22 protein-coding genes are annotated in these 25,457 nt (G+C 55.6%); 8 read left to right on the top strand and 14 right to left on the bottom strand.

The features are described from left to right. Nucleotides 1-9: 9 nt before the first annotated feature. The 4 genes from ridA to argF all read right to left on the bottom strand — a co-directional run bounded on the left by ridA (nucleotide 10) and on the right by argF (nucleotide 3,137). Nucleotides 10-396 (bottom strand): 2-iminobutanoate/2-iminopropanoate deaminase, encoded by a 387-nt coding sequence (gene ridA / locus KVT28_RS15640; RefSeq protein WP_061718232.1) that lies wholly within the window; start codon nucleotides 394-396, stop codon nucleotides 10-12. A 78-nt stretch (nucleotides 397-474) separates the two neighbouring features. Further along, the gene (gene pyrI / locus KVT28_RS15635; RefSeq protein ID WP_007886734.1) at nucleotides 475-939 is read right to left on the bottom strand and encodes an aspartate carbamoyltransferase regulatory subunit; all 465 of its coding nucleotides are present in this window, start codon (nucleotides 937-939) and stop codon (nucleotides 475-477) included. A gap of 10 nt (nucleotides 940-949) precedes the next feature. Continuing rightward, on the bottom strand, nucleotides 950-1,885 hold the full coding sequence (gene pyrB, locus KVT28_RS15630) for an aspartate carbamoyltransferase (RefSeq protein ID WP_137385077.1): 936 nt from the start codon (nucleotides 1,883-1,885) through the stop codon (nucleotides 950-952). A gap of 244 nt (nucleotides 1,886-2,129) precedes the next feature. After that, nucleotides 2,130-3,137, bottom strand: a complete 1,008-nt coding sequence (gene argF / locus KVT28_RS15625) for an ornithine carbamoyltransferase (protein ID WP_217549204.1) — start codon at nucleotides 3,135-3,137, stop codon at nucleotides 2,130-2,132. A gap of 161 nt (nucleotides 3,138-3,298) precedes the next feature. Here argF and rraB point away from each other — a divergent pair, with 161 nt between their 5' ends. After that, nucleotides 3,299-3,721 carry a ribonuclease E inhibitor RraB gene (gene rraB / locus KVT28_RS15620; protein ID WP_008104254.1) on the top strand — a complete coding sequence of 141 codons (423 nt, stop codon included), beginning with the start codon at nucleotides 3,299-3,301 and terminating at the stop codon, nucleotides 3,719-3,721. A gap of 60 nt (nucleotides 3,722-3,781) precedes the next feature. Next, complete coding sequence (locus KVT28_RS15615) at nucleotides 3,782-4,543, top strand: tRNA-(ms[2]io[6]A)-hydroxylase (RefSeq protein ID WP_101762230.1); 762 nt, start codon at nucleotides 3,782-3,784, stop codon at nucleotides 4,541-4,543. A gap of 157 nt (nucleotides 4,544-4,700) precedes the next feature. Here KVT28_RS15615 and KVT28_RS15610 read toward each other — a convergent pair whose 3' ends face one another. From KVT28_RS15610 to pepA, 4 genes are all read right to left on the bottom strand, one after another. Next, nucleotides 4,701-5,204 carry a GNAT family N-acetyltransferase gene (locus KVT28_RS15610; protein ID WP_110868053.1) on the bottom strand — a complete coding sequence of 168 codons (504 nt, stop codon included), beginning with the start codon at nucleotides 5,202-5,204 and terminating at the stop codon, nucleotides 4,701-4,703. A 66-nt stretch (nucleotides 5,205-5,270) separates the two neighbouring features. Continuing rightward, nucleotides 5,271-8,126, bottom strand: a complete 2,856-nt coding sequence (locus KVT28_RS15605) for a valine--tRNA ligase (RefSeq protein WP_101762228.1) — start codon at nucleotides 8,124-8,126, stop codon at nucleotides 5,271-5,273. Nucleotides 8,127-8,128: 2 nt separating this feature from the next. Next, a complete protein-coding gene (locus KVT28_RS15600; protein ID WP_061718226.1) occupies nucleotides 8,129-8,590 on the bottom strand; it encodes a DNA polymerase III subunit chi in 462 nt (153 codons plus the stop codon). Between the two features lie 172 nt (nucleotides 8,591-8,762). Beyond that, on the bottom strand, nucleotides 8,763-10,274 hold the full coding sequence (gene pepA, locus KVT28_RS15595; RefSeq protein ID WP_101762227.1) for a leucyl aminopeptidase: 1,512 nt from the start codon (nucleotides 10,272-10,274) through the stop codon (nucleotides 8,763-8,765). A gap of 269 nt (nucleotides 10,275-10,543) precedes the next feature. Here pepA and lptF point away from each other — a divergent pair, with 269 nt between their 5' ends. Together lptF and lptG are read left to right on the top strand one after the other, a co-directional pair. Continuing rightward, complete coding sequence (gene lptF / locus KVT28_RS15590) at nucleotides 10,544-11,644, top strand: LPS export ABC transporter permease LptF (protein ID WP_110868051.1); 1,101 nt, start codon at nucleotides 10,544-10,546, stop codon at nucleotides 11,642-11,644. Beyond that, on the top strand, nucleotides 11,644-12,720 hold the full coding sequence (gene lptG / locus KVT28_RS15585) for an LPS export ABC transporter permease LptG (RefSeq protein ID WP_137385080.1): 1,077 nt from the start codon (nucleotides 11,644-11,646) through the stop codon (nucleotides 12,718-12,720). Before lptF ends, lptG begins: the two co-directional genes overlap by 1 nt. A gap of 32 nt (nucleotides 12,721-12,752) precedes the next feature. Here the strand turns inward: lptG and KVT28_RS15580 are convergent, their stop codons facing one another. The 3 genes from KVT28_RS15580 to KVT28_RS15570 form a co-directional block, all read right to left on the bottom strand. After that, the gene (locus KVT28_RS15580; protein WP_217549202.1) at nucleotides 12,753-14,030 is read right to left on the bottom strand and encodes a DUF445 domain-containing protein; all 1,278 of its coding nucleotides are present in this window, start codon (nucleotides 14,028-14,030) and stop codon (nucleotides 12,753-12,755) included. A gap of 80 nt (nucleotides 14,031-14,110) precedes the next feature. Next, on the bottom strand, nucleotides 14,111-15,613 hold the full coding sequence (locus KVT28_RS15575) for a helicase HerA-like C-terminal domain-containing protein (protein ID WP_217549200.1): 1,503 nt from the start codon (nucleotides 15,611-15,613) through the stop codon (nucleotides 14,111-14,113). Between the two features lie 334 nt (nucleotides 15,614-15,947). Beyond that, nucleotides 15,948-17,516 carry an ABC transporter substrate-binding protein gene (locus KVT28_RS15570; protein ID WP_217549198.1) on the bottom strand — a complete coding sequence of 523 codons (1,569 nt, stop codon included), beginning with the start codon at nucleotides 17,514-17,516 and terminating at the stop codon, nucleotides 15,948-15,950. Between the two features lie 532 nt (nucleotides 17,517-18,048). Here KVT28_RS15570 and KVT28_RS15565 point away from each other — a divergent pair. From KVT28_RS15565 to KVT28_RS15555, 3 genes are read left to right on the top strand one after another with little or no spacing between them, the layout of a single operon-like run. After that, nucleotides 18,049-18,780 carry a gluconate 2-dehydrogenase subunit 3 family protein gene (locus KVT28_RS15565; RefSeq protein WP_110868049.1) on the top strand — a complete coding sequence of 244 codons (732 nt, stop codon included), beginning with the start codon at nucleotides 18,049-18,051 and terminating at the stop codon, nucleotides 18,778-18,780. 37 nt (nucleotides 18,781-18,817) lie between these two features. Beyond that, nucleotides 18,818-20,587 (top strand): GMC family oxidoreductase, encoded by a 1,770-nt coding sequence (locus KVT28_RS15560; protein ID WP_217549196.1) that lies wholly within the window; start codon nucleotides 18,818-18,820, stop codon nucleotides 20,585-20,587. A gap of 4 nt (nucleotides 20,588-20,591) precedes the next feature. Next, on the top strand, nucleotides 20,592-21,848 hold the full coding sequence (locus KVT28_RS15555; RefSeq protein ID WP_217549194.1) for a cytochrome c: 1,257 nt from the start codon (nucleotides 20,592-20,594) through the stop codon (nucleotides 21,846-21,848). 89 nt (nucleotides 21,849-21,937) lie between these two features. Here the strand turns inward: KVT28_RS15555 and KVT28_RS15550 are convergent, their stop codons facing one another. The 3 genes from KVT28_RS15550 to KVT28_RS15540 form a co-directional block, all read right to left on the bottom strand. Further along, nucleotides 21,938-22,615 carry a MarC family NAAT transporter gene (locus tag KVT28_RS15550; protein ID WP_110868046.1) on the bottom strand — a complete coding sequence of 226 codons (678 nt, stop codon included), beginning with the start codon at nucleotides 22,613-22,615 and terminating at the stop codon, nucleotides 21,938-21,940. A gap of 133 nt (nucleotides 22,616-22,748) precedes the next feature. After that, a complete protein-coding gene (locus KVT28_RS15545; protein ID WP_101762216.1) occupies nucleotides 22,749-23,384 on the bottom strand; it encodes a hypothetical protein in 636 nt (211 codons plus the stop codon). 95 nt (nucleotides 23,385-23,479) lie between these two features. Next, complete coding sequence (locus KVT28_RS15540; RefSeq protein WP_137385086.1) at nucleotides 23,480-23,959, bottom strand: carboxymuconolactone decarboxylase family protein; 480 nt, start codon at nucleotides 23,957-23,959, stop codon at nucleotides 23,480-23,482. A 110-nt stretch (nucleotides 23,960-24,069) separates the two neighbouring features. On the opposite strand from KVT28_RS15540, the gene KVT28_RS15535 reads away from it, so the two are divergent. Beyond that, nucleotides 24,070-25,446: a PLP-dependent aminotransferase family protein gene (locus KVT28_RS15535; protein WP_217549192.1), complete on the top strand. Its 1,377-nt coding sequence runs from the start codon at nucleotides 24,070-24,072 to the stop codon at nucleotides 25,444-25,446. The last annotated feature ends 11 nt before the right edge of the window (nucleotides 25,447-25,457 follow it).

Below are 25,457 nucleotides of genomic sequence, written 5' to 3'. Positions count from 1 at the left end.
CTAACCAAATCAACGACGTACCGCAATCGCCTCGATCTCAATCTTCACATCTTTCGGCAGGCGCGCCACTTCCACGCACGAACGCGCCGGGAAGCTGGCGTTGTGCTCGGTGAAGAACGCTTCATAGGTCGCGTTCACGGTGGCGAAGTCATTCAAATCCTTCACAAACACGGTGGTTTTCACGATATCGCCCACTTTCAGGCCGGCGGCTTCGACAATCGCCTTCACATTTTCCAGTGATTGACGTGCCTGCGCGGAAACATCGTCGGCAACGGCGCCGGTGGCCGGATCAACCGGGATCTGGCCTGAAGTGATGATCATGCTGCCGAGATCCACGCCCTGCACGTAAGGGCCAATCGCTGCGGGTGCGTTTGAAGTACTGATTTCGCGAGACATTGTTTCTCCTTGAAAGTGCGCGGCCGACCGATGTCCGCCGCGAAATGAATCGTCCCATTATAGGGACGACGCGGGCGATTACCAGTGACCGAGCACCACGTGGCGCGCGAACTCTTTCTCGCAATATTTGCACTTCAGATGCACATCATCTTCGCGCTTTTTCACCGCAAAACTGGTGAATACCGGCTCGTTACGGCTGATGCAGTTGCTGTTCGGGCAGGTCAGCACGCGGTCAATACGATCCGGCAAGGTGGGGGCGATCTTCGCCACCACTTCGTATTCGTCAATGCGGTTTACCGTGGCGAGCGGCGCATACACCGCCAACTGATTGATCTGATCGTCGGTCAGGAAGGTATTTTCGATCTTGATCAGATCTTTACGGCCCATCTCGCCCGACGGCAAGTTGAGGCCGATGGTGATGCGCTGATCGGTTTCGGTCAGACGAAACAGCGACAGTAACTTAAAGCCGACCTGCGCCGGGATATGGTCAATCACCGTGCCGCGTTTGATGGCTTCAACCTGCAATTTATTATCGTGAGTCATCGCTTTCTCCTTACAGTGCCAGTTCGCGATTCAGTACCAGCGCCAGCAGCGCCTGGCGAGCGAAGATGCCATTTCCAGCCTGCTGAAAATACCAGGCGTGCGGCGTGCTATCCACGTCGGTGGTGATCTCGTCGATACGCGGCAGCGGATGCAGCACTTTCATGTTGTCGCGCGCACCGGCTAAATCAGCGGCACGCAGAATGAACTGTGCTTTAACGTTGGCGTATTCCGACGGATCGAGGCGCTCTTTCTGCACGCGCGTCATATACAGAATATCGAGTTCTGGCATCACTTCTTCGATGGTGTCGTGGCGTGACCAGGCAATGTTCTGCTCATCCAGCATATCGGTGATGTACGCCGGCATCGCCAGCGCATCCGGCGCGATAAAGAAGAAGCGGTTGCCATCAAACTTCGCCAGCGCCTGCGTCAGTGAATGCACGGTGCGGCCATATTTCAGGTCGCCGACCATTGCCACATTCAGGTTATCCAGGCGATTTTGCGTTTCGCGGATGGTGAAGAGATCGAGCAGCGTTTGCGTTGGATGCTGGTTAGCGCCATCACCGGCGTTGAGGATTGGAATGCCGCCGGAGAATTCCGTCGCCAGACGCGCGGCGCCTTCCTGCGGATGACGCATCACGATGGCATCAACGTAAGTCCCAATCACCGAAATGGTATCGGCGAGGGTTTCGCCTTTCTTGCCGAGCGAGGTGTTGCTACCGTCGGCGAAGCCTACCACTGACGCGCCGAGACGATGCATCGCGGTTTCAAACGACAAACGCGTACGCGTTGAAGCCTCAAAGAAGCAGCTGGCGATCACATTGTGTTTCAGCAGCTCCGGCTGGGGATTGGCTTTCAACTGGGCAGCGGTATGCAGCACCAGCTCCAGCTCGTCGCGGTTGAGATCGTTGATGGAAATAATGTGCTTGCGATATAGCGGGTTGGCCATAGCGTTCTCCTCTGCGCTGCCGGATTGCGGACAAAAAAAAAGCCCCTGCTTAAGGGGCTTTTTTTACGATCGATTGATGACGGAAAGAAACAGATGCGCCGCCCGCTGTCAGGCGTCGTTGAGCGTCAAATTGTGCGCTGCGCTGTTGCATGTTTCCTCCGGCAAATTGGGCCGCATTATACGCATTCACTGATTTGCATCAAGCAAATATCGCGCGCGAGGTAAACGTTTGCGGCGCCACCAATCATAGCTTGCCGAGCGTCGCGACCATCACCGCTTTAATGGTGTGCATGCGGTTTTCAGCCTGATCGAACACGATGCTGTGCGCAGATTCAAACACCTCATTACTCACTTCCATGCCATCGTGCAAACCGTGCTGCTCGGCCATTTGACGGCCCAGCGTGGTTTTGTCGTCATGGAAGGCCGGTAAGCAGTGCAGGAACTTCACCTGCGGATTGCCGGTCAGCGCCAGCATCGCGCTATTAACCTGATAAGGACGCAGCAGGGCGATGCGATCTTCCCACACTGATTTGGCTTCGCCCATCGACACCCACACATCCGTGTAGATGAAGTCGGCACCTTGCACGCCTTCGGCGATATCTTCGGTCAGGGTGATTTTGCCACCGGTTTGCTGTGCGGCCACGCGGCATTGCTCCACCAGTTCCGCTTCCGGCCAGCAGCCTTTTGGCGCCACCAGACGCAGATCCATGCCGACCAGCGCAGCGGCTTCCAGCATGCTGTTGCCCATGTTGTTGCGTGCATCGCCGACGTAAACCAGCGTCATTTCATTCAGCGATTTACCCGGCAGATGCTCCTGCATTGTCAGCAGATCGGCCAGCAGCTGCGTGGGGTGGAATTCGGTGGTCAGGCCGTTCCACACCGGCACGCCAGCGAATTCCGCTAAGGTTTCCACCAGTTCCTGGCCGTAGCCGCGATATTGAATACCGTCATACATGCGTCCCAGCACGCGCGCGGTGTCTTTCATCGACTCTTTATGGCCAATTTGGCTGCCGCTTGGACCGAGATAGGTGACGTTAGCGCCCTGATCGTAAGCGGCAACTTCGAAAGAGCATCGGGTACGAGTCGAGTCTTTTTCGAAGATGAGCGCGATGTTTTTGCCTTTCAGGTACTGCGTTTCGCTGGCATTTTTCTTTGCGTGTTTTAATTCACCTGCCAGACTCAGCAGAGAATCGATTTCGGCTGGGGTGAAATCCAGCAATCTCAGGAAATGTCTTTGATGTAGCTGACTCATACAGCGCTCCGGATGACTACATTAAATGAATTAAAATTCAATTTAACCGTATGAATATGCATTTTCAACCCCGGCGTTAAGAAACTTGTTGTTTTGTGTAGTGGCGCGCGAGGCAGTGTGGGAAAATAATTGAATTCAGCCGAATATTTGAGGACACACCCATGGCATATGAAGCATTGCTGGAAGAACAGCGCGAAGAGACGCGACTGATCATTGAAGAGTTGCTGGAAGACGGCAGCGATCCAGATGCGCTTTACACTATTGAGCATCATCTCTCCTGCAACAACTTCGACTCGCTGGAGAAGGTGGCGGTTGATGCCTTCAAGCTGGGCTACGAAGTGAGCGAGCCAGAAGAGCTGGAGCTGGAAGACGGCACCACCGTAATGTGTGTGGATATCCTGAGCGAAGGCGCGTTGAAGCCAGAGCTGATTGATGCGCAGGTTGAGCAGCTGGTGAATCTGGCGGGCAGCTACAACGTCGATTACGACGGGTGGGGCACCTACTTTGAAGATCCTGATGCCGAAGATGAAGACGACGATGGCGAGTTCATCGACGACGAAGAAGACAACGGTGTGCGTCACTAAGCATGACTGGGCGGCACTCGTCGCCCTGAACACGTTTCCCCGTAAGACAAAAGACTGCCCATGAATTACGCTCCGCTATTAGAACCGATCTATCAATTCCTGCATTGCCGCACGCCACAAGCGTGGATTGATGAAGCGCGCAAGCCGGAAAATCTGACGTTGCTGCTCACCGATCACATGGTTTGTGAATTGAAAGCCGCGCAAACCGCGGTGTTCATCATCCGTAAATACGTGGCGGATAAGCCAAGTGGTGATGCCATTCTGGCGTGGCTCAAGCCGTATGAAGATTTTATCTACCGCGACGAGCAGGACGGTAACTTTATCAATGCCCACAAGAATCTGACCAAAAGCATTATCGTGCGCAACGAGCTGCCGTGGGCCGATGATTTGGTGGAGATGATGGTGCTGCTGGTGAAAGAGGAGCTGCACCACTTCTATCAGGTGTGGGAAATCATGCAGTCGCGCGGTTTGCCGTATCGCAAAATCACTGCCAGCCGCTATGCCAAAGGTTTGATTCGCGAGATTCGCACATACGAGCCGGAAGCGCTGGTGGATAAGCTAATTTGCGGGGCGTACATCGAAGCGCGATCCTGCGAACGTTTCGCCAGCCTGGCGCCGTATCTGGATGAGCAATTGGAGAAGTTCTATATTTCGCTGCTGCGCTCGGAAGCGCGTCACTATCAGGATTACCTGAAGCTGGCGCAGCAGATTTCGCCGAAGGAGATTGCGCCGCGCGTGCAGGTGTTTGGCGAGGCAGAAGCGCGCTTAATCAGCGAGCCGGATGGCGAACTGCGGTTTCATAGTGGAGTGCCGGCGGTTTAGGTTTGTGCGCGCTGTCCCCCATCCCGGCCTTTCCCCGCTAGCGGGGGAAGGAGATGCTGCCACATGCAGCTTCAACGCTGACATGTGGCAGCATCTTCCTCCCCCATTTATGGGGGAGGACCGAGGAGGGGGACAGCGAGCACACACAGCGAGCAAATCACAACACCTTCAGCATCCGCACTTCACAATCCACATGCCCGGTACAACCCATCGCGCTCTCAATCAGCTCAAACCCCAACGACTCATACAACTTAATCGCACGCGTCAAACTGCCGGTGGTTTCCAGATAGCAGCGCTGAAAGCCCTGCTGACGGGCGAATTCCATGGCACGCAGCGCCAGATCGCGCGCCAGACCTAAGCCGCGCACCTGCGGCAGGAAATACATTTTCTGCAGCTCACAGATATCCGGCGCGCTACAGGCCAGCGGTGCAACGCCGCCGCCGCCCACCACCACACCATCATGTTCCACAATCCAGTAAGCGCTGTTGGCTTCGCTGTAGAGTTCGAACAGGCGATCGAGATGGGGATCGGACACGGTGTAGCCTTTATCCGCCGTCAGGCCAAATTCGGCTGACACATCACGGATCACCTGCGCAATCAGCGGGTTATCGGCGGCTGAAATGGGGCGCACCTTTAAATTGATGGGAGCGTCGCTGGTCATCATTATCTTCCGGTATAAAAAAGCCGGGCAGTGCCCGGCTTCGATTAAGCAGTTGGACTGAAGCGCTTACAATGCCGCAATCACGCCCTGCTGTTCAAACAGTTTTGCTTTTGATTGCTCAAGCTCAGCCACGCGCTCACGCTCTTTGGCGACAACCGCTTCCGGCGCACGTGAGACAAAGCCTTCGTTCGCCAGCTTGGTCTGGATCTTCTCAATTTCGACATCAAGTTTCACCAGCTCTTTCGCCAGACGCTCCAGCTCGGCTTCTTTGTTGACCAGATCCGCCATCGGAATCAGCAACTCAGCGCCTTCAACAATCTTGGTGACCGAAACCGGGCCTTTCTCGCCTGCAGGCAGAATGGTCAGGCTTTCCAGACGCGCCAGACGCGACAGGAAGGTGCGGTTCTCTTCGACGCGACGCTGCGCGGCGGCAGAGCAGTCACGCAGCAGCACGTCGAGCGGCTTGCTTGGTGCGATGTTCATCTCAGCACGGATATTACGTACCGCGACGATCGCCTGCTTCATCCACTCGATATCGGCTTGCGCTTCGGCATCCTCTTTCGCCGCGTCATACTGCGGGAACGGCTGCAGCATGATGGTATCGTGATCGATGTTTTTCAGGCCTTTCACACGCTGCCAGATGGTTTCGGTGATGTAAGGAATGATCGGATGCGCCAGACGCAGCAGCGCTTCCAGCACGGTGACCAGCGTATTACGCGTACCGCGCAGTTCCGCTTCGCTACCGCTGGTCATCACCGGCTTGGTCAACTCCAGATACCAGTCACAGAACTGGTTCCAGGTGAAGTCGTACAGAATGTTGGCCGCGATATCAAAGCGATAGTTATCCAGCGCTTCACGATAGGCTTTCACGCTGCGGTTGAACTCGCTCAGAATCCAGCGATCCGCCAGCGACAGCTTCATTTCGCCGCCATTTTGTCCGCAATCCTGCTCTTCGGTATTCATCAGCACGAAGCGGCTAGCGTTCCACAACTTGTTGCAGAAGTTGCGGTAGCCTTCGAGGCGCTTCATATCCCAGTTGATGTCACGACCGGTAGAAGCCAGCGCGGCAAGGGTGAAGCGCAGCGCATCGGTACCTGAAGGCACGATGCCGTCCGGGAACTGCTTTTCGGTACGTTTGCGGATCTTCTCAGCCAGCTGCGGCTGCATCATGTTGCCGGTACGTTTCTCCAGCAGATCTTCCAGCGAAATGCCGTCAATCATATCCAGCGGATCGATGACGTTACCTTTCGACTTGGACATCTTCTGGCCTTCTTCATCGCGGATCAAACCGGTCATATAAACGGTTTTGAACGGCACCTGCGGCTTGCCGTTTTCATCTTTGATAAAGTGCATGGTCAGCATGATCATGCGCGCAATCCAGAAGAAGATGATGTCGAAGCCGCTCACCAGCACGCTGGTTGGATGGAAGGTACGCAGCGCTTCGGTATTCTCCGGCCAGCCCAGCGTCGAGAAGGTCCACAGACCGGACGAGAACCAGGTATCCAGCACGTCGTCGTCCTGGCGCAGCGCCACATCGGCGGCCAGATTGTTTTCCTGACGCACTTCGTCTTCGGTGCGGCCAACATAGACGTTGCCGTCGTTGTCGTACCATGCTGGGATGCGGTGTCCCCACCACAGCTGACGTGAAATACACCAATCCTGAATGTCACGCATCCATGAGAAGTACATGTTTTCGTACTGCTTAGGCACGAACTGGATATCGCCATTTTCTACCGCTTCAACCGCGACTTTCGCCAGCGGTGCGGTGCGCACATACCATTGGTCGGTCAGCATTGGCTCGATCACCACGCCGCCGCGATCGCCGTAAGGCACGGTGAGGTCGTGCGGTTTGATCTCTTCCAGCAGGCCAATCTCATCAATGGCGGCAACCATCGCTTTACGCGCGGCGAAACGCTCCATTTTCTGGAACTGTGCCGGGATGTCGTCTGCGCACGCGTCGCTGACTTCGCCATTGGTGTCGAACACTTCCGCGCGCTCGCGGATGTCGCCATCAAAGGTCAGAATGTTGATCATCGGCAGCTTATGACGACGACCCACTTCGTAGTCGTTGAAGTCATGCGCAGGCGTGATCTTCACGCAGCCGGTGCCTTTTTCCATATCAGCGTGTTCATCGCCAACGATCGGAATACGACGGTTCACCAGCGGCAGGATCAGCTCTTTGCCGATCAGATCTTTATAACGCGGATCTTCCGGGTTAACCGCGACGCCGGTATCGCCCAGCAGGGTTTCCGGACGCGTGGTTGCCACCACCAGATAATCTTTGCCTTCAGCGGTTTTCACGCCGTCAGCCAGCGGATAGCGGATGTGCCACATCGAGCCTTTGCTCTCGCGGTTTTCCACTTCCAGATCGGAGATTGCGGTACGCAGTTTTGGATCCCAGTTTACCAGGCGTTTGCCACGGTAAATCAGGTTCTCTTTGTACAGGCGGACAAACACTTCGCGCACGGCGTTGGACAGACCTTCGTCCATGGTGAAGCGCTCGCGCTCCCAGTCAACCGAGTTGCCGAGACGACGCATCTGGCGAGTAATGGTGCCGCCGGATTCCGCTTTCCACTGCCAGATTTTGTCGATGAATGCATCGCGGCCATAATCCTGGCGCGTCTTGCCCTCTTCAGCGGCGATTTTGCGTTCTACCACCATCTGCGTAGCGATACCGGCGTGATCGGTACCGGCCTGCCACAAGGTATTTTTACCCTGCATGCGCTGGTAGCGAATCATGGTATCCATGATGGTCTGCTGGAAAGCGTGACCCATATGCAAGCTGCCGGTGACGTTCGGCGGCGGGATCATGATGCAAAAGCTTTCCTGGCTGGTATCGCCATTCGGTTTAAAGTAGCCCTGCTGTTCCCAGTGCTCGTAGAGCGGCTGCTCGATATCTTGCGGGTTATATGTCTTTTCCATTTCTACACTGTCGTTTGCGGCGAGGGTGGCGTCGCCGTATTCAATTGGAAACCAACGCTGCGATAGGCTTTGTAGCGATCGCGCGCCAGTTGTTTTAGAGATTCTTCATAAGGAACGAAGTCTATCACTTCATGGAAACCAGTAGCAAAATCTGCGAACTGTGGCAGAAGGCTGATCAGCAGGTCGCGCGGTGAACTGCCGCGACGCTGTGGCCAGGCCAGCTCAACCGGAGCGCCGTAGCGCGGGCCTTCTCCAGCCAGGTTGTGCGGCACAAAGGCGTTAGCCGGAAGTTGCCAGAGCGCTTCATCCAGCCGATTGGCTTGTTCTTCGTTTTCGCAGGCAATCAGGATGCGTTTGCCGTCACGCCAGCGTGTTTCGGCAAGAGAGCACACCAACGCTTCGATGGCGGTTAGGCCGTCGTCGGCGCTCTCAGACTCCATCACATAGAAAGTGGCGTTTTTCATGGGATCCTTTGGATGAGAGGGGGAGCTGGGTGCTTGCTGTCCCCCACCTCGTTCCTCCCCCACAAGTGGGGGAGGAAGATGCTGCCCTATGTTAGTTGTGAATTCGCATGTAGCAGCGTCTCCTTCCCCCACTTGTGGGGGAAGGCCGGGATGGGGGACAGCCATCACCAAATCAATCGTCGCCGTTCAACCCTGCGCGATTCAGCAGGAACTGCGACAGCAGCGGTACCGGACGGCCGGTTGCGCCTTTGGCTTTACCGGAACGCCATGCGGTACCGGCGATATCCAGGTGCGCCCAGTTAAACTTACGCGCAAAGCGCGCGAGGAAGCAGGCGGCGGTAATCGCACCGCCAGGACGGCCGCCAATGTTCGCCATATCAGCAAAGTTGGATTCCAGCTGCTCCTGATACTCATCCGCCATCGGCAGACGCCAGGCGCGGTCGCCGGACTGCTCAGATGCGCTGATCAGCTCGTGCGCCAGCGGATTGTGGTTCGACATCAAACCGCTGACATGATGACCCAGCGCAATCACGCAGGCACCGGTCAGCGTGGCCACGTCAATCACCACTTCTGGCTCGAAGCGTTCAACGTAGGTCAGCGCATCGCACAGCACCAGACGGCCTTCGGCATCGGTATTCAGCACTTCAACGGTTTGACCTGACATAGTGGTCAGCACGTCGCCCGGACGCATCGATTTGCCATCAGGCATGTTTTCACAGCCCACCAGCACGCCCACCACGTTCAGCGGTAAATTCAGTTCCGCCACCATGCGCATCACGCCGTAAACGGACGCCGCACCGCACATGTCGTACTTCATCTCATCCATGGAATCGGCCGGTTTGATCGAGATACCGCCGGAATCAAAGGTTAAGCCTTTACCCACTAGCACGATGGGGCGCGCTTCCGGATCGTGATTGCCTTTGTACTCAATCACCGACATCAGCGATTCATTGTGCGAACCTGCGCCGACCGCCAGATAGGCGTTCATCCCCAACTCTTTCATCTGCTGTTCGCCGATGACGCGGGTGGTGACATTTTTGCTGTACGCATCCGCCAGCTGACGCGCCTGCGACGCCAGATACGCGGCGTTACAAATATTTGGCGGCATATTGCTGAGATCTTTGGCGGCTTTCACACCGGCAGCCACGGCCAAACCGTGCTGAATGGCACGCTCGCCGCTGGTAAGTTCACGGCGGGTCGGCACGTTGAACACCAGTTTACGCAGCGGACGGCGCGGCTCGACTTTGTTGCTTTTCAGCTGATCAAAGTTGTAGAGCGCTTCTTTAGAGGTTTCGACCGCCTGACGCACTTTCCAGTAAGTATTGCGACCTTTGACGTGCAGTTCAGTCAGGAAGCACACCGCTTCCATTGAGCCGGTGTCGTTCAAAGTATTGATTGTCTTCTGAATGACCTGCTTATACTGGCGCTCATCAAGCTCGCGCTCTTTACCGCAACCGATCAGCAGGATGCGTTCGGAGAGGATATTCGGCACATGGTGCAGCAGCAGCGTTTGGCCCACTTTTCCTTCCAGTTCACCGCGGCGCAGCAGGGCGCTGATGTAGCCATCGCTGATTTTATCCAGCTGCTCAGCAATGGGTGACAAACGGCGCGGTTCGAAAACGCCAACAACAATGCAGGCGCTACGCTGTTTTTCCGGGCTACCGCTTTTTACACTGAACTCCATGCACTCTCCTGAATCTTAAAGACAACGGCCTTGGCTGTCGTTAGAATGTAGCGCGCTCGTAACTCATTAATTCGTTGCGACGCCATGACAATTCAACGCCGGTAGTCATAATGAGTGGTGGTGACAAGTATGTTGTTTTTTCACCACACTAACGCGTTCGTCATACTATTTTAGCTACGATGACGGCCATTGATGAAGAAAAATGGCTGATAAGCGTTGAAACTAGCGATTTTCCTGCAAAAAGACAAGTTATCACAGGCGTACTAAGCGTGATCATCATTAGATATCTGGTTCGGGAAACGCTCAAAAGCCAGCTGGCTATCCTCTTCATCCTGCTGCTGATCTTCTTTTGTCAGAAGTTAGTGCGGATTTTGGGAGCTGCGGTGGATGGCGAAATCCCAACAAACTTAGTTCTGACATTGTTAGGACTCGGCGTGCCTGAAATGGCACAACTTATCCTGCCCCTAAGCCTGTTTCTGGCGATTTTAATGACCCTTGGGCGGCTGTACACCGAAAGTGAAATCACGGTGATGCATGCCTGCGGCCTGGGCAAAAGTGTGCTGATTAAAGCCGCGATGATCCTGATGCTGTTCACCTCGCTTGTGGCGGCAGTCAACGTCATTTGGTTAGGGCCATGGTCATCACGTTATCAGCAGGAAGTGACGCAAAACGCCAAATCTAACCCAGGCGCGGCGGCGCTGGCGGCTGGGCAGTTCCAGACCTCTAGCGACGGCAATGCGGTGCTGTTTGTTGAAGATGTGAAGGGCAATACCTTCGGCAACGTGTTCCTGGCGCAGCTGCGTCCGAAAGGCAACGCGCGTCCCTCGGTGGTGCTGGCTGATAGCGGCCACATGGAGCAACACAAAGATGGCTCGCAAGTGGTGACGCTGGATAAAGGCACGCGTTTTGAAGGCACCGCCTTGCTGCGTGACTTCCGCATCACGGACTTCGTCAACTATCAGGCGGTGATAGGCTACAAAGAAGCCACGCTCGATCCGAACGATGCCGATCAGGCGGATATTAGCACGCTGCTCAAGACTAAAACCCCGCAGTTCCAGGCGGAGTTGCACTGGCGCTTGACGCTGATCTTTGCCGTCCTGGTTATGGCGTTGATGGTGGTGCCGCTTAGCGTGGTGAACCCGCGTCAGGGCCGCGTGCTGTCGATGCTGCCTGCCATGCTGCTGTATCTGATCTTCTTCTTACTGCAAAGTTCTCTGCGTTCCAACGCCGCGAAAGGCCGCTTCGATCCGGCCATCTGGATGTGGGTGGTGAACTTCTCCTATCTGGCGCTAGCGGTGCTGCTGAACATGTGGGATACCGTGCCGATGCGTCGCATCCGCGCGCGCTTTAGCCGTGGAGGATCGGTCTGATGTTTAAGGTTCTTGACCGCTATATCGGCAAAACTATCTTTAACACCATCATGCTGACGCTGTTCATGCTGGTGTCGCTGTCGGGCATTATCAAATTCGTCGATCAGCTGCGTAAAACCGGGCAGGGCGCTTATACCGCACTCGACGCCGGTTACTACACGCTGCTCAGCGTACCGAAAGATATCGAAATCTTCTTCCCGATGGCGGCGCTGCTGGGCGCATTGCTCGGTTTGGGCACGCTGGCGCAGCGTAGCGAACTGGTGGTGATGCAGGCATCGGGCTTTACCCGCATGCAGGTGGCGCTGGCGGTGATGAAAACGGCGATTCCGCTGGTGCTGTTGACCATGGCGGTGGGCGAATTCGTTGCACCGCAGGGTGAACAGATGGCGCGTAACTATCGTGCGCAGCAGCTGTACGGCGGCTCGCTGGTTTCAACGCAAAACGGCCTGTGGGCGAAGGACGGCAACGACTTCATCTACATCGAGCGCATCAAAGGTGATAACGAGATTGATGGCGTCAGCATCTACAAGTTCAGCGATCAGCGCCGTTTACTCAGCGTACGCTATGCGGCGAGTGCCGCCTGGAATGCGGATAAAAAGGTCTGGGCGCTGTCGCAGGTCGATGAATCGGATCTGCAAGATGCCAAACAAATTACCGGCTCGCAAAGCCTGAGCGGCGAATGGAAAACCAACCTGACGCCTGACAAGCTCGGCGTAGTGGCGCTGGACCCGGACGCGCTCTCGATCACCGGCCTGTATAACTACAGCAAATACCTCAAGCAGAGCGGCCAGGTTGCCGGGCGCTACCAGCTGAATATGTGGAGCAAAATCTTCCAGCCGCTCTCTGTGGCGGTGATGATGCTGATGGCGCTGTCGTTTATCTTTGGTCCGCTGCGAAGCGTATCGATGGGCGTGCGCGTGGTGACGGGGATTAGCTTTGGCTTCCTGTTCTACGTTTTGGACCAGATTTTTGGCCCGCTAAGCCTGGTATACGGTTTGCCGCCGATTCTGGGTGCGATTCTGCCGAGCGGTGCATTCTTCGCCATCAGCTTGTTCCTGCTGATGAAACGCCGCTAAGCCTTGTAAGGTCGCCATTTATGGCGACCTTTTTACTGAATACGCTCGATCCAACCCGGCACCTGCGACAACACATACAAAATCAGCCCAATCGTTCCGCCAACCAGCGTGCCGTTAATGCGGATAAACTGCAGGTCGCGGCCGATATTCAGCTCAATTTGCTGCGACATATCGCGCGCATCCCAGCTTTTCACCGTATCGCTAATATGGCGCGTCAGGAAGGCAGCAAACTCAGGCGCTACGCTGCGTGCGGCATCTTCCAGATGCTGATTCATCGAGGCGCGCAGCGCTTCGTCAGCCGCCAGCGTCTCGCCCAGCCACAGCGCGGCCAGTCTGACGCGCTCCTGCACTCGTGAATCCTCACTATTTAGATCGTCTTTCAGCCAGCCCCGTAAATCCTGCCATAGCTCGCCAATGTAGCGATTGAACGACTCATCTTCCTTCAGCCAGCTCTTGATGTTTTCAGCACGTTCCGCCATTTCAGGATCGCTTTTCAGCCGCTCAATCAGCCGCTTCACCGCGCGGTCAAAGCCCAGACGCAACTCATGCCCCTGATCGAGCGCGACCTGATCGAGTATCGAATCCACCGCATTCGCCACCAAATCAGCGCTGTGTTCGCCCAGCCATTCGGTGGGCAGCATTTTGGCTTTGATGGGATGTTCGCGCTTGAGCCAGCGCACAATCTGCGCGGCGATAAACTCGCGCGTTCCGGGCTTGTGCAGCAAGCGCAGCAGCTGTTGTACCGCCGCATCCAGCAGCTCCTGATGGCGATTATTTTTCGTCAGGCTATCCAGCAGCAGCGCGCTGGATTGGGTGAGATCGACCTTATCCAGCGCGCGATGCACCGCACGGCGCAGAAAGCGCTGAATGCGTTGATCATCGGTGAGATCGAGAAAACCGCGCATCACCTGTAACAGATGACGACCAATGCGATCGGCGTTGCCCGGCGTGTTCAGCCACTGCGCCAGCATCTGCGACGGATCGTGGCGGCGAATCAGCGCCAGCAGCGAATCGGTATCGAGGAATTTCTCCTGCACAAAGCGACCCAGATTCTCGCCAATGCGATCTTTATTGCGCGGAATAATTGCTGTATGACGTGAGATAAACGGCACCGGCACGCGCCGGAACAGCGCCACCACGGCGAACCAGTCGGCTAATGCGCCGACCATCGCCGCTTCTGCGATTGCCTTCAGCCCAAGCACCCAAAAGTTGGCTGGCAGAAACAGCGTCACAATAAAGGTGGCTGCCGCAATCAGCAGCAGTGACAGCGCCAGACGTTTGCTGCGCTTAAGTTGTTGGAATTTATCCATAGTTCCTTAAATACCCTAAACAATTCGAGTTGCAGGAAGACATACAGCTAACGCACCTGCGGCTTGAAGTATGCCGGGTATTAGCGACGGCGGCCGCCAAGAAGGCTTCCTAATACACCTCGAATGATCTGATTGGTGACCTGGCGCGCGGCACTCTTCGCCACGCTCTGCACCACGCCGTCGCGCTTGCCGCCGCGTGGGCCAGTGGTGCCGAACAGAATGTCCTTCAGACCGCCGAGAATACCGTCATCAACGGCGACCTTGTTGCCTTTGGCTTCCGGCGCATTGGCTTGCTGCGTGGTGGCCTGCACGCCTTTTTGCAGCATTTCGAACGCCGACTCGCGATCGACTTCGCTATCGTATTTACCGTACAGCGGCGAATTGTTGATCAGGCCATTGCGTTCATCCTGCGTAACCGGTCCCATGCGCGAGCCGGGCGCAATCACCATCGCTCGCTGCACCATCGATGGGCTGCCTTTTTCATCGAGAAAGGAGATCAGCGCTTCGCCGGTACCGAGCGCCTGAATCGCCTCGACGGTATCAAACGCCGGATTGGCGCGCATGGTTTCGGCGGCACTTTTTACCGCTTTCTGATCTTTCGGGGTAAAGGCGCGCAGCGCATGCTGTACGCGGTTGCCGAGCTGGCCCAGCACGTTGTCGGGAATATCAGCGGGATTCTGCGTAACGAAATAGACGCCAACGCCTTTCGAACGGATCAGGCGAATCACCTGCTCAACTTTCTCCAGCAGCACCGGCGGCGCGTCGGTAAACAGCAGATGCGCTTCGTCGAAGAAAAACACCATTTTCGGCTTATCGAGATCGCCGGCTTCGGGCAAGTGCTCATACAGCTCGGCCATCAGCCACAGCAGGCTGGTGGCGTAGAGTTTTGGCATTTGATAAAGCTTTTCTGCCGAGAGGATGTTGATAAAGCCTTTGCCGTTGCTATCGCAGCGCATCCAGTCGCGGATATCCAGCATCGGCTCGCCAAAGAAGTGCTCGGCACCTTGCTGCTCCAGCGCCAGTAATCCGCGCTGAATCGCCCCAACGGACGCGCTGTTGATGTTGCCGTATTGCGTCTGGAAGGCTTTGGCGTTGTCGCCGATGTATTGCGTCATGGCGCGCAGATCTTTGAAATCCAGTAGCAACAAGCCCTGATCGTCGGCGATGCGGAAGATGATTTGCAGCACGCCCGATTGCACGTCGTTAAGGTTGAGCAGCCGCGCCAGCAGCAGCGGGCCGAGATCGGATACCGTGGCGCGCACCGGATGGCCTTGCTGACCAAAAATATCCCACACCATCACCGGATTTTTCTGCGCCTGCCAGTCGCTGACGCCAATCTTCGCCAGACGCGCCAGCAGCTTCTCGGATCCTTCGCCTGCGGCGGAAATGCCGGTGAGATCGCCTTTCACATCGGCCATAAACACCGGCACGCCAATATCGGAGAAGGATTCCGCCAGCTTTTGCAGCGTAACGGTTTTGCCGGTGCCGGTAGCGCCGGTGATCAAACCGTGGCGGTTCGCCATGTTGGAGAGAAGATGCAGTTGAACGTCAGGCGTTTGGGCAATCAGTAACGGAGTGGTCATGATTTTTTCGCTCTCAGGCAATAGGTTATGCCAGAAGGATAGCAAGCGGCGCGCGAGGAGGGAGGAGGATTGTGCCGAAAAAGGCGTAATTATGTGCCTGCTGTCCCCCATCCCGGCCTTCCCCCGTAAACGGGGGAAGGAGGTTAGGTGCGCGCTGCCCCCCATCCCGGCCTTCCCCCGTAAACGGGGGAAGGAGAAGCTGCCACATGCAGCTTCTGAACGAACATATGGCAGCATCTTCCTCCCCCATTTATGGGGGAGGACCGAGGAGGGGGAAAGCGAGCACAATTTTGGTGGGAGGACCGAGGAGGGGGAAAGCGAGCACAATCCAAAACTATTTCTGCACCGTATCAAAAAACAGCAAACTCACACCAATCCCTTGCTGCACATGATTCACGTTATTCCGCACCGCAACCTGCTGCGCGCCCTGTAGCGTCACCACAAACGGTGAGTTCTGCTGCACGGTTTTCTGCAAATCGGTATAGAGCGCACGGCGCTTAACCGCATCGCTTTCACCGGCCGCTGCGCGGGTTTTCGCACTCAGATCCGGAATATCCCAGCCGACGCGCCACGCCAGGGTTTTGGAACCGCCCGGCACGTTATAGGCAAAGGCGCTGGCGTTGGTGTTTGGATCGACATAGTCTGCGCCCCAGTAAATGAAGATCGACTGGAAATCGCGACCGCGCATTTTGCTCCACAACTCCGATTCCGCCACCGGCTGCAACTCAATCTGCACATCCGCTTGGGCGAAGCTGGCCTGCAGCGCCTGCGCCACGTCAATATAGGGCGGCTGATTGATCACCGTCAGCGCAAACTTCGTCCCCGGCTTGATGCCGCCTTTGGCTAAAATCTCTTTGGCTTTCGCCACATCGTAGTGGAACGGCCGATCGTCCAGCGCGCCGTCAAAACCCTGCGGCAGGAAGCTCTGATGAATGCGGTACTGACCTTTCAGCAAATCCTTCGAGAGGGTGTTGTAGTCTACCAGCCAGCGCGCGGCTTGCCACAGCGCCGGATTGCCTAACGCCGGTTGCGCTTTGTCTTTGGTATTGAAACCGAGGTAGTAAACCAGGCTGGAAGGGAAGGCTTCAATGCGCAGATTCTTGTCGCTCTTCAGCGCATCAATCTGATCCGGGCCAAGCTGATACGCCACATCAACATCGCCTTGCTGAATCAGCAGACGACGCGCACTGGCATCCGCCACGCCTTTAAGCAGAATGCGTTTCAGCTTCGGCTGCGGATTCGCTTGTTGGTTGGCGCTCAGCACCAGCGCCTGCTGCGGCACATATTGCTGAAGGATAAATGCGCCGCTGCCGGCGGAATGGGTATGCAGCCAGCCGTTGCCGAGATCGTTATTAGCGACGTGTTGCTGCACGGTTTTGCTATCCACCACCGAGGCCACCGGCGCGGTCAGCAGGCGCAGCGCCAGGTTCTGACCAATCTGCGCTGGCCACTGAATCTCCAGCTGATGGTCATTCAGCACTTTGAACTGGCTGGCGATGTTTTCATTGGTCCAGCCAAATTCGGCGAGGATGAAAGAGGGCGCTTTGTTCAGCTGCACCGCGCGCGTCAGTGAGAAGATCACATCCTGCGCCGTCACCGGATTGCCGCTGGAGAAGTGTGCGTTGGGTTTGATGTTGAACACTAAGCTGTGCGGCGTGCTGCCTTGTTGCCAGTGGGTGGCCAGCAGCGGTGCCAGCTTCTGCGGATCATTACGATCTGCCTCCACTAATGTTTGGTAGATGTTGCGCTGCACGCTGTTACTGACGGTTTCGAAGCTTTCAGCGGGATCGAAGCTAATAATGCCGTCGAGCGGGACGGCGACGACAAGGGTATCTTTCGGTGTGGCGGCATGCAGTGCAAAACTGCTGCCCCATAAAGCGACGAGCAAAATCAGTGAGCGCATTATTATTGTCCTGAGTGATAGATAAATTCACTCTATCTCTGCCGTCGCTTTGGCAAAATGCCGGTTTGTTCTGAGCTGTGCCGGAATATAACAATTGATTACCTTGGGGAATTATTGCGTTTATTTTGTGCGCGACTTGTCATTTCCGCTAAATAGATCGTTCATCTGCTGGTCAATAAAGTAAATAAGATGTTATAAATGAGAATAATTCTCTGGTATGGAAGTATGATTTTTTTTCATTGATTCATTTCTGCGATTATTTCTTTACGCGATAATCCCTGGTCAAATGCCCACTGATTCGTGCCACTTTCCCATCAAATGTACGGTTAAACCCTATTTTTTCGCCTCGAAAGTCTTTTACCAAGCCTTAACCTAAATTCAACATGATGACTGAATTTCATCAAAACACATCCATAATTGAATTTTTACATTCTGAAATACCTATATCCCTAAGATTGCCAGGTTATTTACCGATTTATAAAGCTATCAACAAAAATAATTATCTTTCTTAGCAAGTGAGAGTCGTCGCGCCATGCTTCTAAATAAACCGACCACCAGACGTAAGTTTTTACTTGGGTCGCTTTTGGCTTTGCCATTAAGTGACCTGGTATTTAAGGGATTAACTGCGGCGCAAGCTGCGGAAATGGCAGCACCCGAGCTCGCCGACTATAAACCGATCTTTTTCAGTGCCGATGAGTGGCAATTTATTCTGGCCGCAACCGATCGCCTGATTCCAGCCGGCGGCAAAGGTAAAGCGCCAGGTGCACTGGAAACTAACGTGCCGATCTTTATCGATCAGCAGCTGCACAGCCCGGAGTTCGGGGCAGAGATCTACATGCAGGGTCCGTTCAACGTGCATGCGCCTGCCACCATGGGTTATCAAATCCCGTTCACGCCACAGCAGATGTACCAAACCGGTATCAAGCTGGTGAATCAGTGGACGCAAAGCAATTTCCAGAAACCGTTCCATGAGCTGTCACTGGAAGAGAAAGATGCGGTGCTCACCAAAGTGAACAAAAACGACGGCATTGACTTCGCCGCCCTGGGCGAAGAGAACCTGAAGGCCTCGCAGTTCTTCGGCCAGCTGCTCTCAGATACCAAACATGGCTACCTCGCTGACCCGATGTACGGCGGCAACAAAGGCATGAAAGCCTGGATCGCCATCGGCTTCCCGGGCGCGCGCGCCAGCTTTACCGAATGGGTGAAGCAGCACAACGTGCCGTACCCGCTGGGACCGGTCAGCCTCCTGGGTGAAAGCGCGTAAGCACACCCCCGTTTTTGGTATGTGAGACAGGATTAACATGGCACAGATTACAAAGAAAGAAGTCGACGTCGTCGTTTGCGGCCTCGGCTGGGCCGGCTCGTTGATGAGTATTGAACTGGCGATGGCGGGACTCGACGTGCGCGCATTAGAGCGTGGCGGCGAGCGTGATTACCCGGATTTCGCTTATCCGAAACCGGCTGATGAATACGCCTACAACGTGCGTAACAAAGTGTTCGCTACGCCAAAAGAAGTGGCGGTCACCGTGCGTTACAACAGCAGCCAGACGGCGTTGCCGACCCGTAAATGGGGCGCGTTTGCGCCGGGAACCGGCGTGGGCGGCGCGGGCATGCACTGGACGGCGGTGCTGATTCGTCCAACCCCAACCGATCTTAAGTTGAAAACCTACGTCGATGAGGCCTACAAGCCGGGCATCCTGCAGGAAGATATGCGCGTGATGGACTTCCCGTTCACCTGGGAAGAGATCGAGCCGTATTACTACAAGTTTGAGCTGATCTGCGGTCAATCCGGCACCACCGGCAACCTGCGCGGCCAGATTCTGCCGGGCGGCGATCCGTTTGAAGGTCCGCGTTCTGAACCTTATCCGTTGCCTGCGCTGGAAGACACGCTGAACAACGTGATGTTCAAAGAGGCGGCCACCAAACTCGGCTACCATCCGTTCCCGAACCCATCTGCGTGCGTATCACGCGCGTGGAAAAACCCGTACGGCAACCAGATCGCACCGTGTAACTACTGCGGCTACTGCTCGAAATATCCGTGCCTCAACTATTCAAAAGCCTCACCACAAACGGCGGTGATGGATGCATTGAAACGTATGCCGAACTTCTCTTACGAAGTGCATGCGGAAGTGGTGAAAGTGGTACTGCATGACGACCAGAAAACCGCCAAGGGCGTGATTTACTACGATGTGGACGGCAACGAAGTGTTCCAGCCGGCGAAGATCGTGGTGCTCTCCAGCTTCCAGCTTTATAACGTACGCCTGATGCTGCTCTCCGGTATCGGCAAGCCGTATAACCCAATCACCGAAGAAGGTGTGGTGGGGCGTAACTACGCGTTCCTGTCAAACGGCGGCGCAACCCTGTTCTTCAAAGACAAAAACTTCAACTCTTACGCCACCGCCGGCGCCACCGGCCAGATGTTCAACGACATCTCGCCAGGCAACTTCGATGGTCCGGGCCTCGGTTTCCTTGGCGGCGCCAAGATCCACAGCTCGCAAGCCACCGGCACGCCAATGGCTGCTGCGCTGCCGAAAGGCACGCCATCGTGGGGCATGGGTTACAAAGAAGGTCTGGAGGAGTGGTACAACCACTCCATGAAGATCAGCATCACCACCACCTGCCAGTCGTACCGCGATATCTATCTGGATCTGGATCCGCACTACACCGACCATCGCGGTCAGCCGTTGCTGCGTATGACGTTCAACTGGAAAGAGAACGAACTGAAGCTGCAACAGCATCTGAAAGGCATCGTCGGCAACATCGCCAAAGAACTTAATCCAGACAGCATGAGCATGAGCTTCCTGCCAATGGGCGCGGACTTTGACCTCACCAAATACGTTTCGACCCACAATGTGGGCGGCGCGGTGATGGGCGATAACCCGAAAACTTCTGCACTGAACAAGTACCTGCAGAGCTGGGATGTTCATAACGTGTTTGTGCCGGGCGGCAACGCCTTCCCGCAAAACTTCCAGGCGAACCCGACCGATACCATCGGCGCGATCACCTTGATGGCGGCACAAGCCATTAAAGAACATTATCTAAAAAACCCCGGTCCACTGGTACAGGCATAAGCGCATGAAATTAAAATCATTGTTAATCGCCAACGCCGTGCTGCTGGGCAGCTTTGCAGTGCAGGCACACGCGGAAGATGAAGCTCAATTGATCAAGCAGGGTGAATACCTGTCGCGTCTCGGCGACTGTATGGCGTGCCATACCGTTTCCGGCAAAGGGGATTACGCTGGTGGTTTGGCGATTGAGTCGAATCTCGGCACCATTTACTCCACCAACATCACGCCGGACAAAGAGCACGGCATCGGCAACTACAGCGAGCAGCAGTTCTCCGACGCAGTGCGCAAAGGCGTGTTGCCGAACGGGTCGCGTCTCTATCCAGCGATGCCGTATCCGGATTACGCCAAAATCTCCGATGCCGATATGCACGCGCTTTACGTTTACTTCATGAAAGGCGTGAAGCCGAGCAGCGAGCAGCCGCCGGAAACCGATCTGAGCTTCCCGTTCAGCCAGCGTTGGGGCATGCGCTTCTGGAACTGGGCATTTACCTCTGACAAGCCATTCCAGCCGATTGGCGGCGCGTCAGAAGAGGTTAATCGCGGTGCTTACATCGTGGAAAGCCTGGGGCACTGCGGCAGCTGCCATACGCCACGCGGCCTCGGCATGAATGAGAAAGCGCTGGATAGCGGCGACGATCAGTTCCTTGCTGGTGGCAGCCTGAACAGCTGGGATGTGCCGTCACTGCGCGGTCTGCCGCGCTGGAGCGAGCAGGAGATTGTCGATTACCTGCAAACCGGTCGTAACGACAAGGCAGCGGTGGGCGGTGAGATGAAGTCGGTGATTGAGCACTCCAGCTCGCACATGACAGATGCTGACCTGAAAGCGATCGCGGCTTACCTGAAGTTCCTTGGTGGTAATCCGCCGCTGCAGGCGTACAACGTGCAGAAGCAGCAGGCAACCGAAGCGAAACTGACCGCCGCGAAAGGTTTGACGGAAGGTGAGCGTCTGTATATCGACAACTGCGGCGCCTGCCACTTTGTCACCGGTAAAGGTGCGCCGGGGATCTTCCCGGAGCTGGATCAGGCGACGATCGTCAATGCCAAAGATCCAAGTGGTTTGATCCACACCATTCTGGCCGGTGCGCAGCAGCCATCGACCGAGAAGGCGCCATCAACGCTGGCGATGCCAGGTTTTGCTAAGCGTCTGGATGATGATCAAGTGGCTAAACTGGCGACCTTCATTCGTCAGGGCTGGAGCAACAGTGCACCAGCGGTGACGAAAGATCAGGTAGCAGAAGTGCGTAAAACGTTGAAAGGTGAGTAAATCGCTTAAAACTGCGTGATAAATCGCGCCGCTACGGATAGGCGCAAATACCGTAGCGGCGCAATTCATTGCGCGTCTTCAACGTGGTCTCAATGATAATTGTGAATCACTTCTAACACGCCATTAATCACGAACTGCACGCCCATACACACCAGCAAAAAGCCCATCAGACGTGAAATCGCTTCGATGCCACCTTTACCAACCAGCTTCATGATGGCGCCCGAACTGCGCAGCGAAATCCACAAAATCACCGACACGGCCAAAAACGTCAGCACCGGGGCGACGGCAACCACCCATGCCGGGAAATCTACGCCCGATTTAACCGTCGACGCGGAACTGATGATCATCGCAATGGTGCCCGGTCCCGCAGTGCTCGGCATCGCCAGCGGCACAAATGCGATGTTGACGGTTTCACGGTTGCTGTCGGTCGCGTCCAGTTCATCCTGCTTGTGCTCGGCTTCGACCGAATGCCCGACCGGTTTCGCCGGAAATAGCATGCGAAAACCGATAAACGCCACAATCAATCCGCCCGCCATGCGCAGGCCGGGAATGGAGATGCCAAAGGTGTGCAACACCGCGCTGCCGGCATACCACGCCACCATCATGATCAGGAACACGTAGATCGAGGCCTGCATCGCCTGGCGATTACGTTCCTGGAAATTCATCTCTCCGGCCAGGCCGAGAAACAGCGCCACCGTGGTCAGCGGATTGGCGAGCGGCAAAATCACCACCAATCCCAGCCCGATGGCTTTAAACAACTCCAGCATGAAATGTCCCATTTGAAAAATTATTCGATAATCGCACGGCTCGTAACGGCGCAATTTATTGCGCGTTAAGAGGATGGAGAGTCGGTCAAAACCGCGCGATAAATCGCGCCGCTACGGTGTGTGCGTTCATTGATTAGTGCTTCGGCGTATCCAGCGCCTCGATCAGCTCAGGGAAGAAATCCTGCAGCAGCTCAGGCGTCATCAGTTCGGGATAATTGATTAAATGCTCGCGAATGCGCTCATTCACATCCGGCAGCAGGCGTTGGGCGGCGTCTTGCGCACTGATCTTCTTCTGCTTCATCAGGCGCAGCACGTCATCCGGCAGATTGTCTTCATCTTCAACTTCATCCACACCTTCGAGATCGTCCAGCTCATCCAGCAGATCCATCAACGCTTCAATCTGCGGCGTGCGTGACTGGTATTCGGATGGCTGCTCGTTCTCCAGATAACGCAGCAGCGCGCGCACCGGTGAACCATCGGGTTCGGCAGGCGGTTCGTTGGCGAACCAGGTCAAGAGATCGTGCTGCGTCACCTGATGGACGTGATAACCGTTATCCACCAATTCATCGGCAAGGATATCGGCGGTATCGTGCTCAATCAGGCAAATGTGGGTGCGATTAGGCGTGAACTGCTCCAGCCACTGATAGATCTCTTCAATTACGCTGTCGTCGTAAATAAAGTGTTGGCTGAGATAGCTGTCATCCTGCTGGTGAACGCAGATGTGAATCTGGTCGGGATCGAAGTAAATCGCAATGTTGATGCCTTTCATGTGCGCTGTCCTGTGTGGTGCAAAATCTCACTATAGCCTCAGGCAGCGCAGATGAACATGGTGCCGCCAGCAGCATGAGCGACTGGCGGTAAAAATTAACGTAAATCAGCACGATCCAACCCATAAGCGCTGTCCAGTGCGCCCGGTGTCATCTGCGACAGCACCATCAGGCGATTCCAGGTATTGATCACCGCGATACAGAACGTCAGCTCGCTGGTCTCCACTTCGGAGAAGTGCGCGCGCACCTCGCTGTACAGCGCTTCGTCGATGCCGTGATCGCCCAGACGCGTCAGCGCTTCGGTCAGCGCCAGCGCCGCTTTCTCTTTGGCGGTGAACAGCGGGGATTCGCGCCAGATCGCCACATGGTGCAGACGCAGCTCGCGCTCGCCGTGCAGTTTGGCCTCTTTCACATGCATGTCGACGCAGAACGCGCATTGATTGAGCTGCGAGGCGCGCAGATCGACCAGATGCTTCAGTGAGGTTTCTAATGAAACATTACTGACGTTCATGGAGAGATCGGACATGGCTTTGACCAGTGTCGGTACGGTTTTGAAGTGGTTAACGCGTGCAGTCATGTTTTTATCCTCAGGTCAGTCGTTTTTCAATGCGAAGGTGATGCGGGCATCTTAAACTTCCATGTCTGAGTGAAAAGGGTCAAAAAACGTGAAAACAGGTAGGGCATGGCGTGGGTTATAAAGAGATTTATGCGCAATATCGCCAGCAGATTCTTGCAGGGCAGCTGAAACCGGGCGAGCGCGTACCGGCGATCCGTACGCTGGCGAGTGAGTTGCAAGTGGCGCGAAAAACGGTGGAAGCCGCTTATGAAATCCTGATCGGCGAAGGCTATTTTGTCAGTCAGGGCGCGAAGGGCACGCGCGTTAGTCCCGAACTGATTCTGCCGGAAACAACCGGGAAAACGGCAGTGCCTGCGCCGCCAGTGAGCGCGTTAATCAGGCGCGAGAGCAAAGGCGAGCTGCGGCTTGGCATCCCGGCGCTGGATGCGTTTCCGCACAAAAAATGGCTGCTGATTTCCGGCAAAGCGGCGCGCAGCCTGCGCGCCGATGAGATGATTTTGCCGCCGGTCATGGGTTATCAGCCGCTGCGGGAAGCCATCGCCAGCTACCTGAATATTTCGCGTGGACTTAACTGCCAGCCGGAACAGATTTTTATCACCAGCGGCTATCGCGCCAACCTGCGACTGATTCTGGCGGTGCTGGCGCAGCCAAGCGACAAGGTGTTGTTTGAAGATCCCGGCTATTTCTTCGGGCAAAAACTGCTGAAGCGCATCGCGCCAAATCTGCATTACGTGCCGGTCGATCGGCAAGGCATGGATGTAGATTATCTGCTGCGCTATCACGCCGATGCGCGTTTCGCCATCGTCACGCCTACGCATCACAGCCCGCTGGCGGTAACCTTATCGCTGCCGCGCAAACATCAACTGCTGGAGTGGGCACAGCACAATGACAGCTGGATTATTGAAGATGATTACGACGGCGAGTTTCACTACACGCGCAAAGTGATTCCGGCGCTGAAAAGCCTGGATGTGCACGATCGGGTGATTTACACCGGCACCTTCAGCAAAACCATGATGCCGGCGATGCGCGTGGGTTATCTGGTGATGCCGAAAGAGACCATCGCGCGCTTCAGCGAGTTGGGGGAAATCCTTGAAACCGGTATGTCGCTGCTGCCGCAAAAGATTCTGGCGCAGTTCCTCAGCGAAGGGCATTTCTATCGCCACATCAAAAAGATGCGCACGCTTTATCAGCAGCGACGCCGCATGATGCTGGATGCCTTGCAGGCATGTTTCCCGAATGTGTTTGATTTCGAACTGACGGATGGCGGCATGCACATTGTCGCCTTCCTGCCGCGCGGCACGCAGGACACGGCGCTGGCGGAGATTTGGCAGCGGCATCAGCTGCGGGTATTGCCGCTTTCCGGCTGGTATATGCAGACACAGAAACGCTATGGCCTGGTGATTGGCTATACCAACATTCGGTCGCTGGATCAGGCGCGGGAGTTGTTGCAGAGAACGGTGCTGGAGACGCGAGCGTTGCTGGGCTAAAGAAAAGGCGC

The sequence above is a fragment of the Pantoea sp. GbtcB22 genome, from assembly GCF_019091025.1.
GTDB classification, from domain to species: domain Bacteria; phylum Pseudomonadota; class Gammaproteobacteria; order Enterobacterales; family Enterobacteriaceae; genus Pantoea; species Pantoea leporis.
The sequence above is the reverse complement of the archived record's forward strand: the minus strand, read 5'-3'. Positions and strand labels throughout refer to the sequence as shown.

What these genes read in the sequence shown, in the direction of transcription:
- ridA (WP_061718232.1), bottom strand. Translation starts at nt 396, where the DNA reads ATGTCTCGCGAAATCAGTACTTCAAACGCACCCGCAGCGATTGGCCCT.
- pyrI (WP_007886734.1), bottom strand. Translation starts at nt 939, where the DNA reads ATGACTCACGATAATAAATTGCAGGTTGAAGCCATCAAACGCGGCACG.
- pyrB (WP_137385077.1), bottom strand. Translation starts at nt 1,885, where the DNA reads ATGGCCAACCCGCTATATCGCAAGCACATTATTTCCATCAACGATCTC.
- argF (WP_217549204.1), bottom strand. Translation starts at nt 3,137, where the DNA reads ATGAGTCAGCTACATCAAAGACATTTCCTGAGATTGCTGGATTTCACC.
- rraB (WP_008104254.1), top strand. Translation starts at nt 3,299, where the DNA reads ATGGCATATGAAGCATTGCTGGAAGAACAGCGCGAAGAGACGCGACTG.
- KVT28_RS15615 (WP_101762230.1), top strand. Translation starts at nt 3,782, where the DNA reads ATGAATTACGCTCCGCTATTAGAACCGATCTATCAATTCCTGCATTGC.
- KVT28_RS15610 (WP_110868053.1), bottom strand. Translation starts at nt 5,204, where the DNA reads ATGACCAGCGACGCTCCCATCAATTTAAAGGTGCGCCCCATTTCAGCC.
- KVT28_RS15605 (WP_101762228.1), bottom strand. Translation starts at nt 8,126, where the DNA reads ATGGAAAAGACATATAACCCGCAAGATATCGAGCAGCCGCTCTACGAG.
- KVT28_RS15600 (WP_061718226.1), bottom strand. Translation starts at nt 8,590, where the DNA reads ATGAAAAACGCCACTTTCTATGTGATGGAGTCTGAGAGCGCCGACGAC.
- pepA (WP_101762227.1), bottom strand. Translation starts at nt 10,274, where the DNA reads ATGGAGTTCAGTGTAAAAAGCGGTAGCCCGGAAAAACAGCGTAGCGCC.
- lptG (WP_137385080.1), top strand. Translation starts at nt 11,644, where the DNA reads ATGTTTAAGGTTCTTGACCGCTATATCGGCAAAACTATCTTTAACACC.
- KVT28_RS15580 (WP_217549202.1), bottom strand. Translation starts at nt 14,030, where the DNA reads ATGGATAAATTCCAACAACTTAAGCGCAGCAAACGTCTGGCGCTGTCA.
- KVT28_RS15575 (WP_217549200.1), bottom strand. Translation starts at nt 15,613, where the DNA reads ATGACCACTCCGTTACTGATTGCCCAAACGCCTGACGTTCAACTGCAT.
- KVT28_RS15570 (WP_217549198.1), bottom strand. Translation starts at nt 17,516, where the DNA reads ATGCGCTCACTGATTTTGCTCGTCGCTTTATGGGGCAGCAGTTTTGCA.
- KVT28_RS15565 (WP_110868049.1), top strand. Translation starts at nt 18,049, where the DNA reads ATGCTTCTAAATAAACCGACCACCAGACGTAAGTTTTTACTTGGGTCG.
- KVT28_RS15560 (WP_217549196.1), top strand. Translation starts at nt 18,818, where the DNA reads ATGGCACAGATTACAAAGAAAGAAGTCGACGTCGTCGTTTGCGGCCTC.
- KVT28_RS15555 (WP_217549194.1), top strand. Translation starts at nt 20,592, where the DNA reads ATGAAATTAAAATCATTGTTAATCGCCAACGCCGTGCTGCTGGGCAGC.
- KVT28_RS15550 (WP_110868046.1), bottom strand. Translation starts at nt 22,615, where the DNA reads ATGCTGGAGTTGTTTAAAGCCATCGGGCTGGGATTGGTGGTGATTTTG.
- KVT28_RS15545 (WP_101762216.1), bottom strand. Translation starts at nt 23,384, where the DNA reads ATGAAAGGCATCAACATTGCGATTTACTTCGATCCCGACCAGATTCAC.
- KVT28_RS15540 (WP_137385086.1), bottom strand. Translation starts at nt 23,959, where the DNA reads ATGACTGCACGCGTTAACCACTTCAAAACCGTACCGACACTGGTCAAA.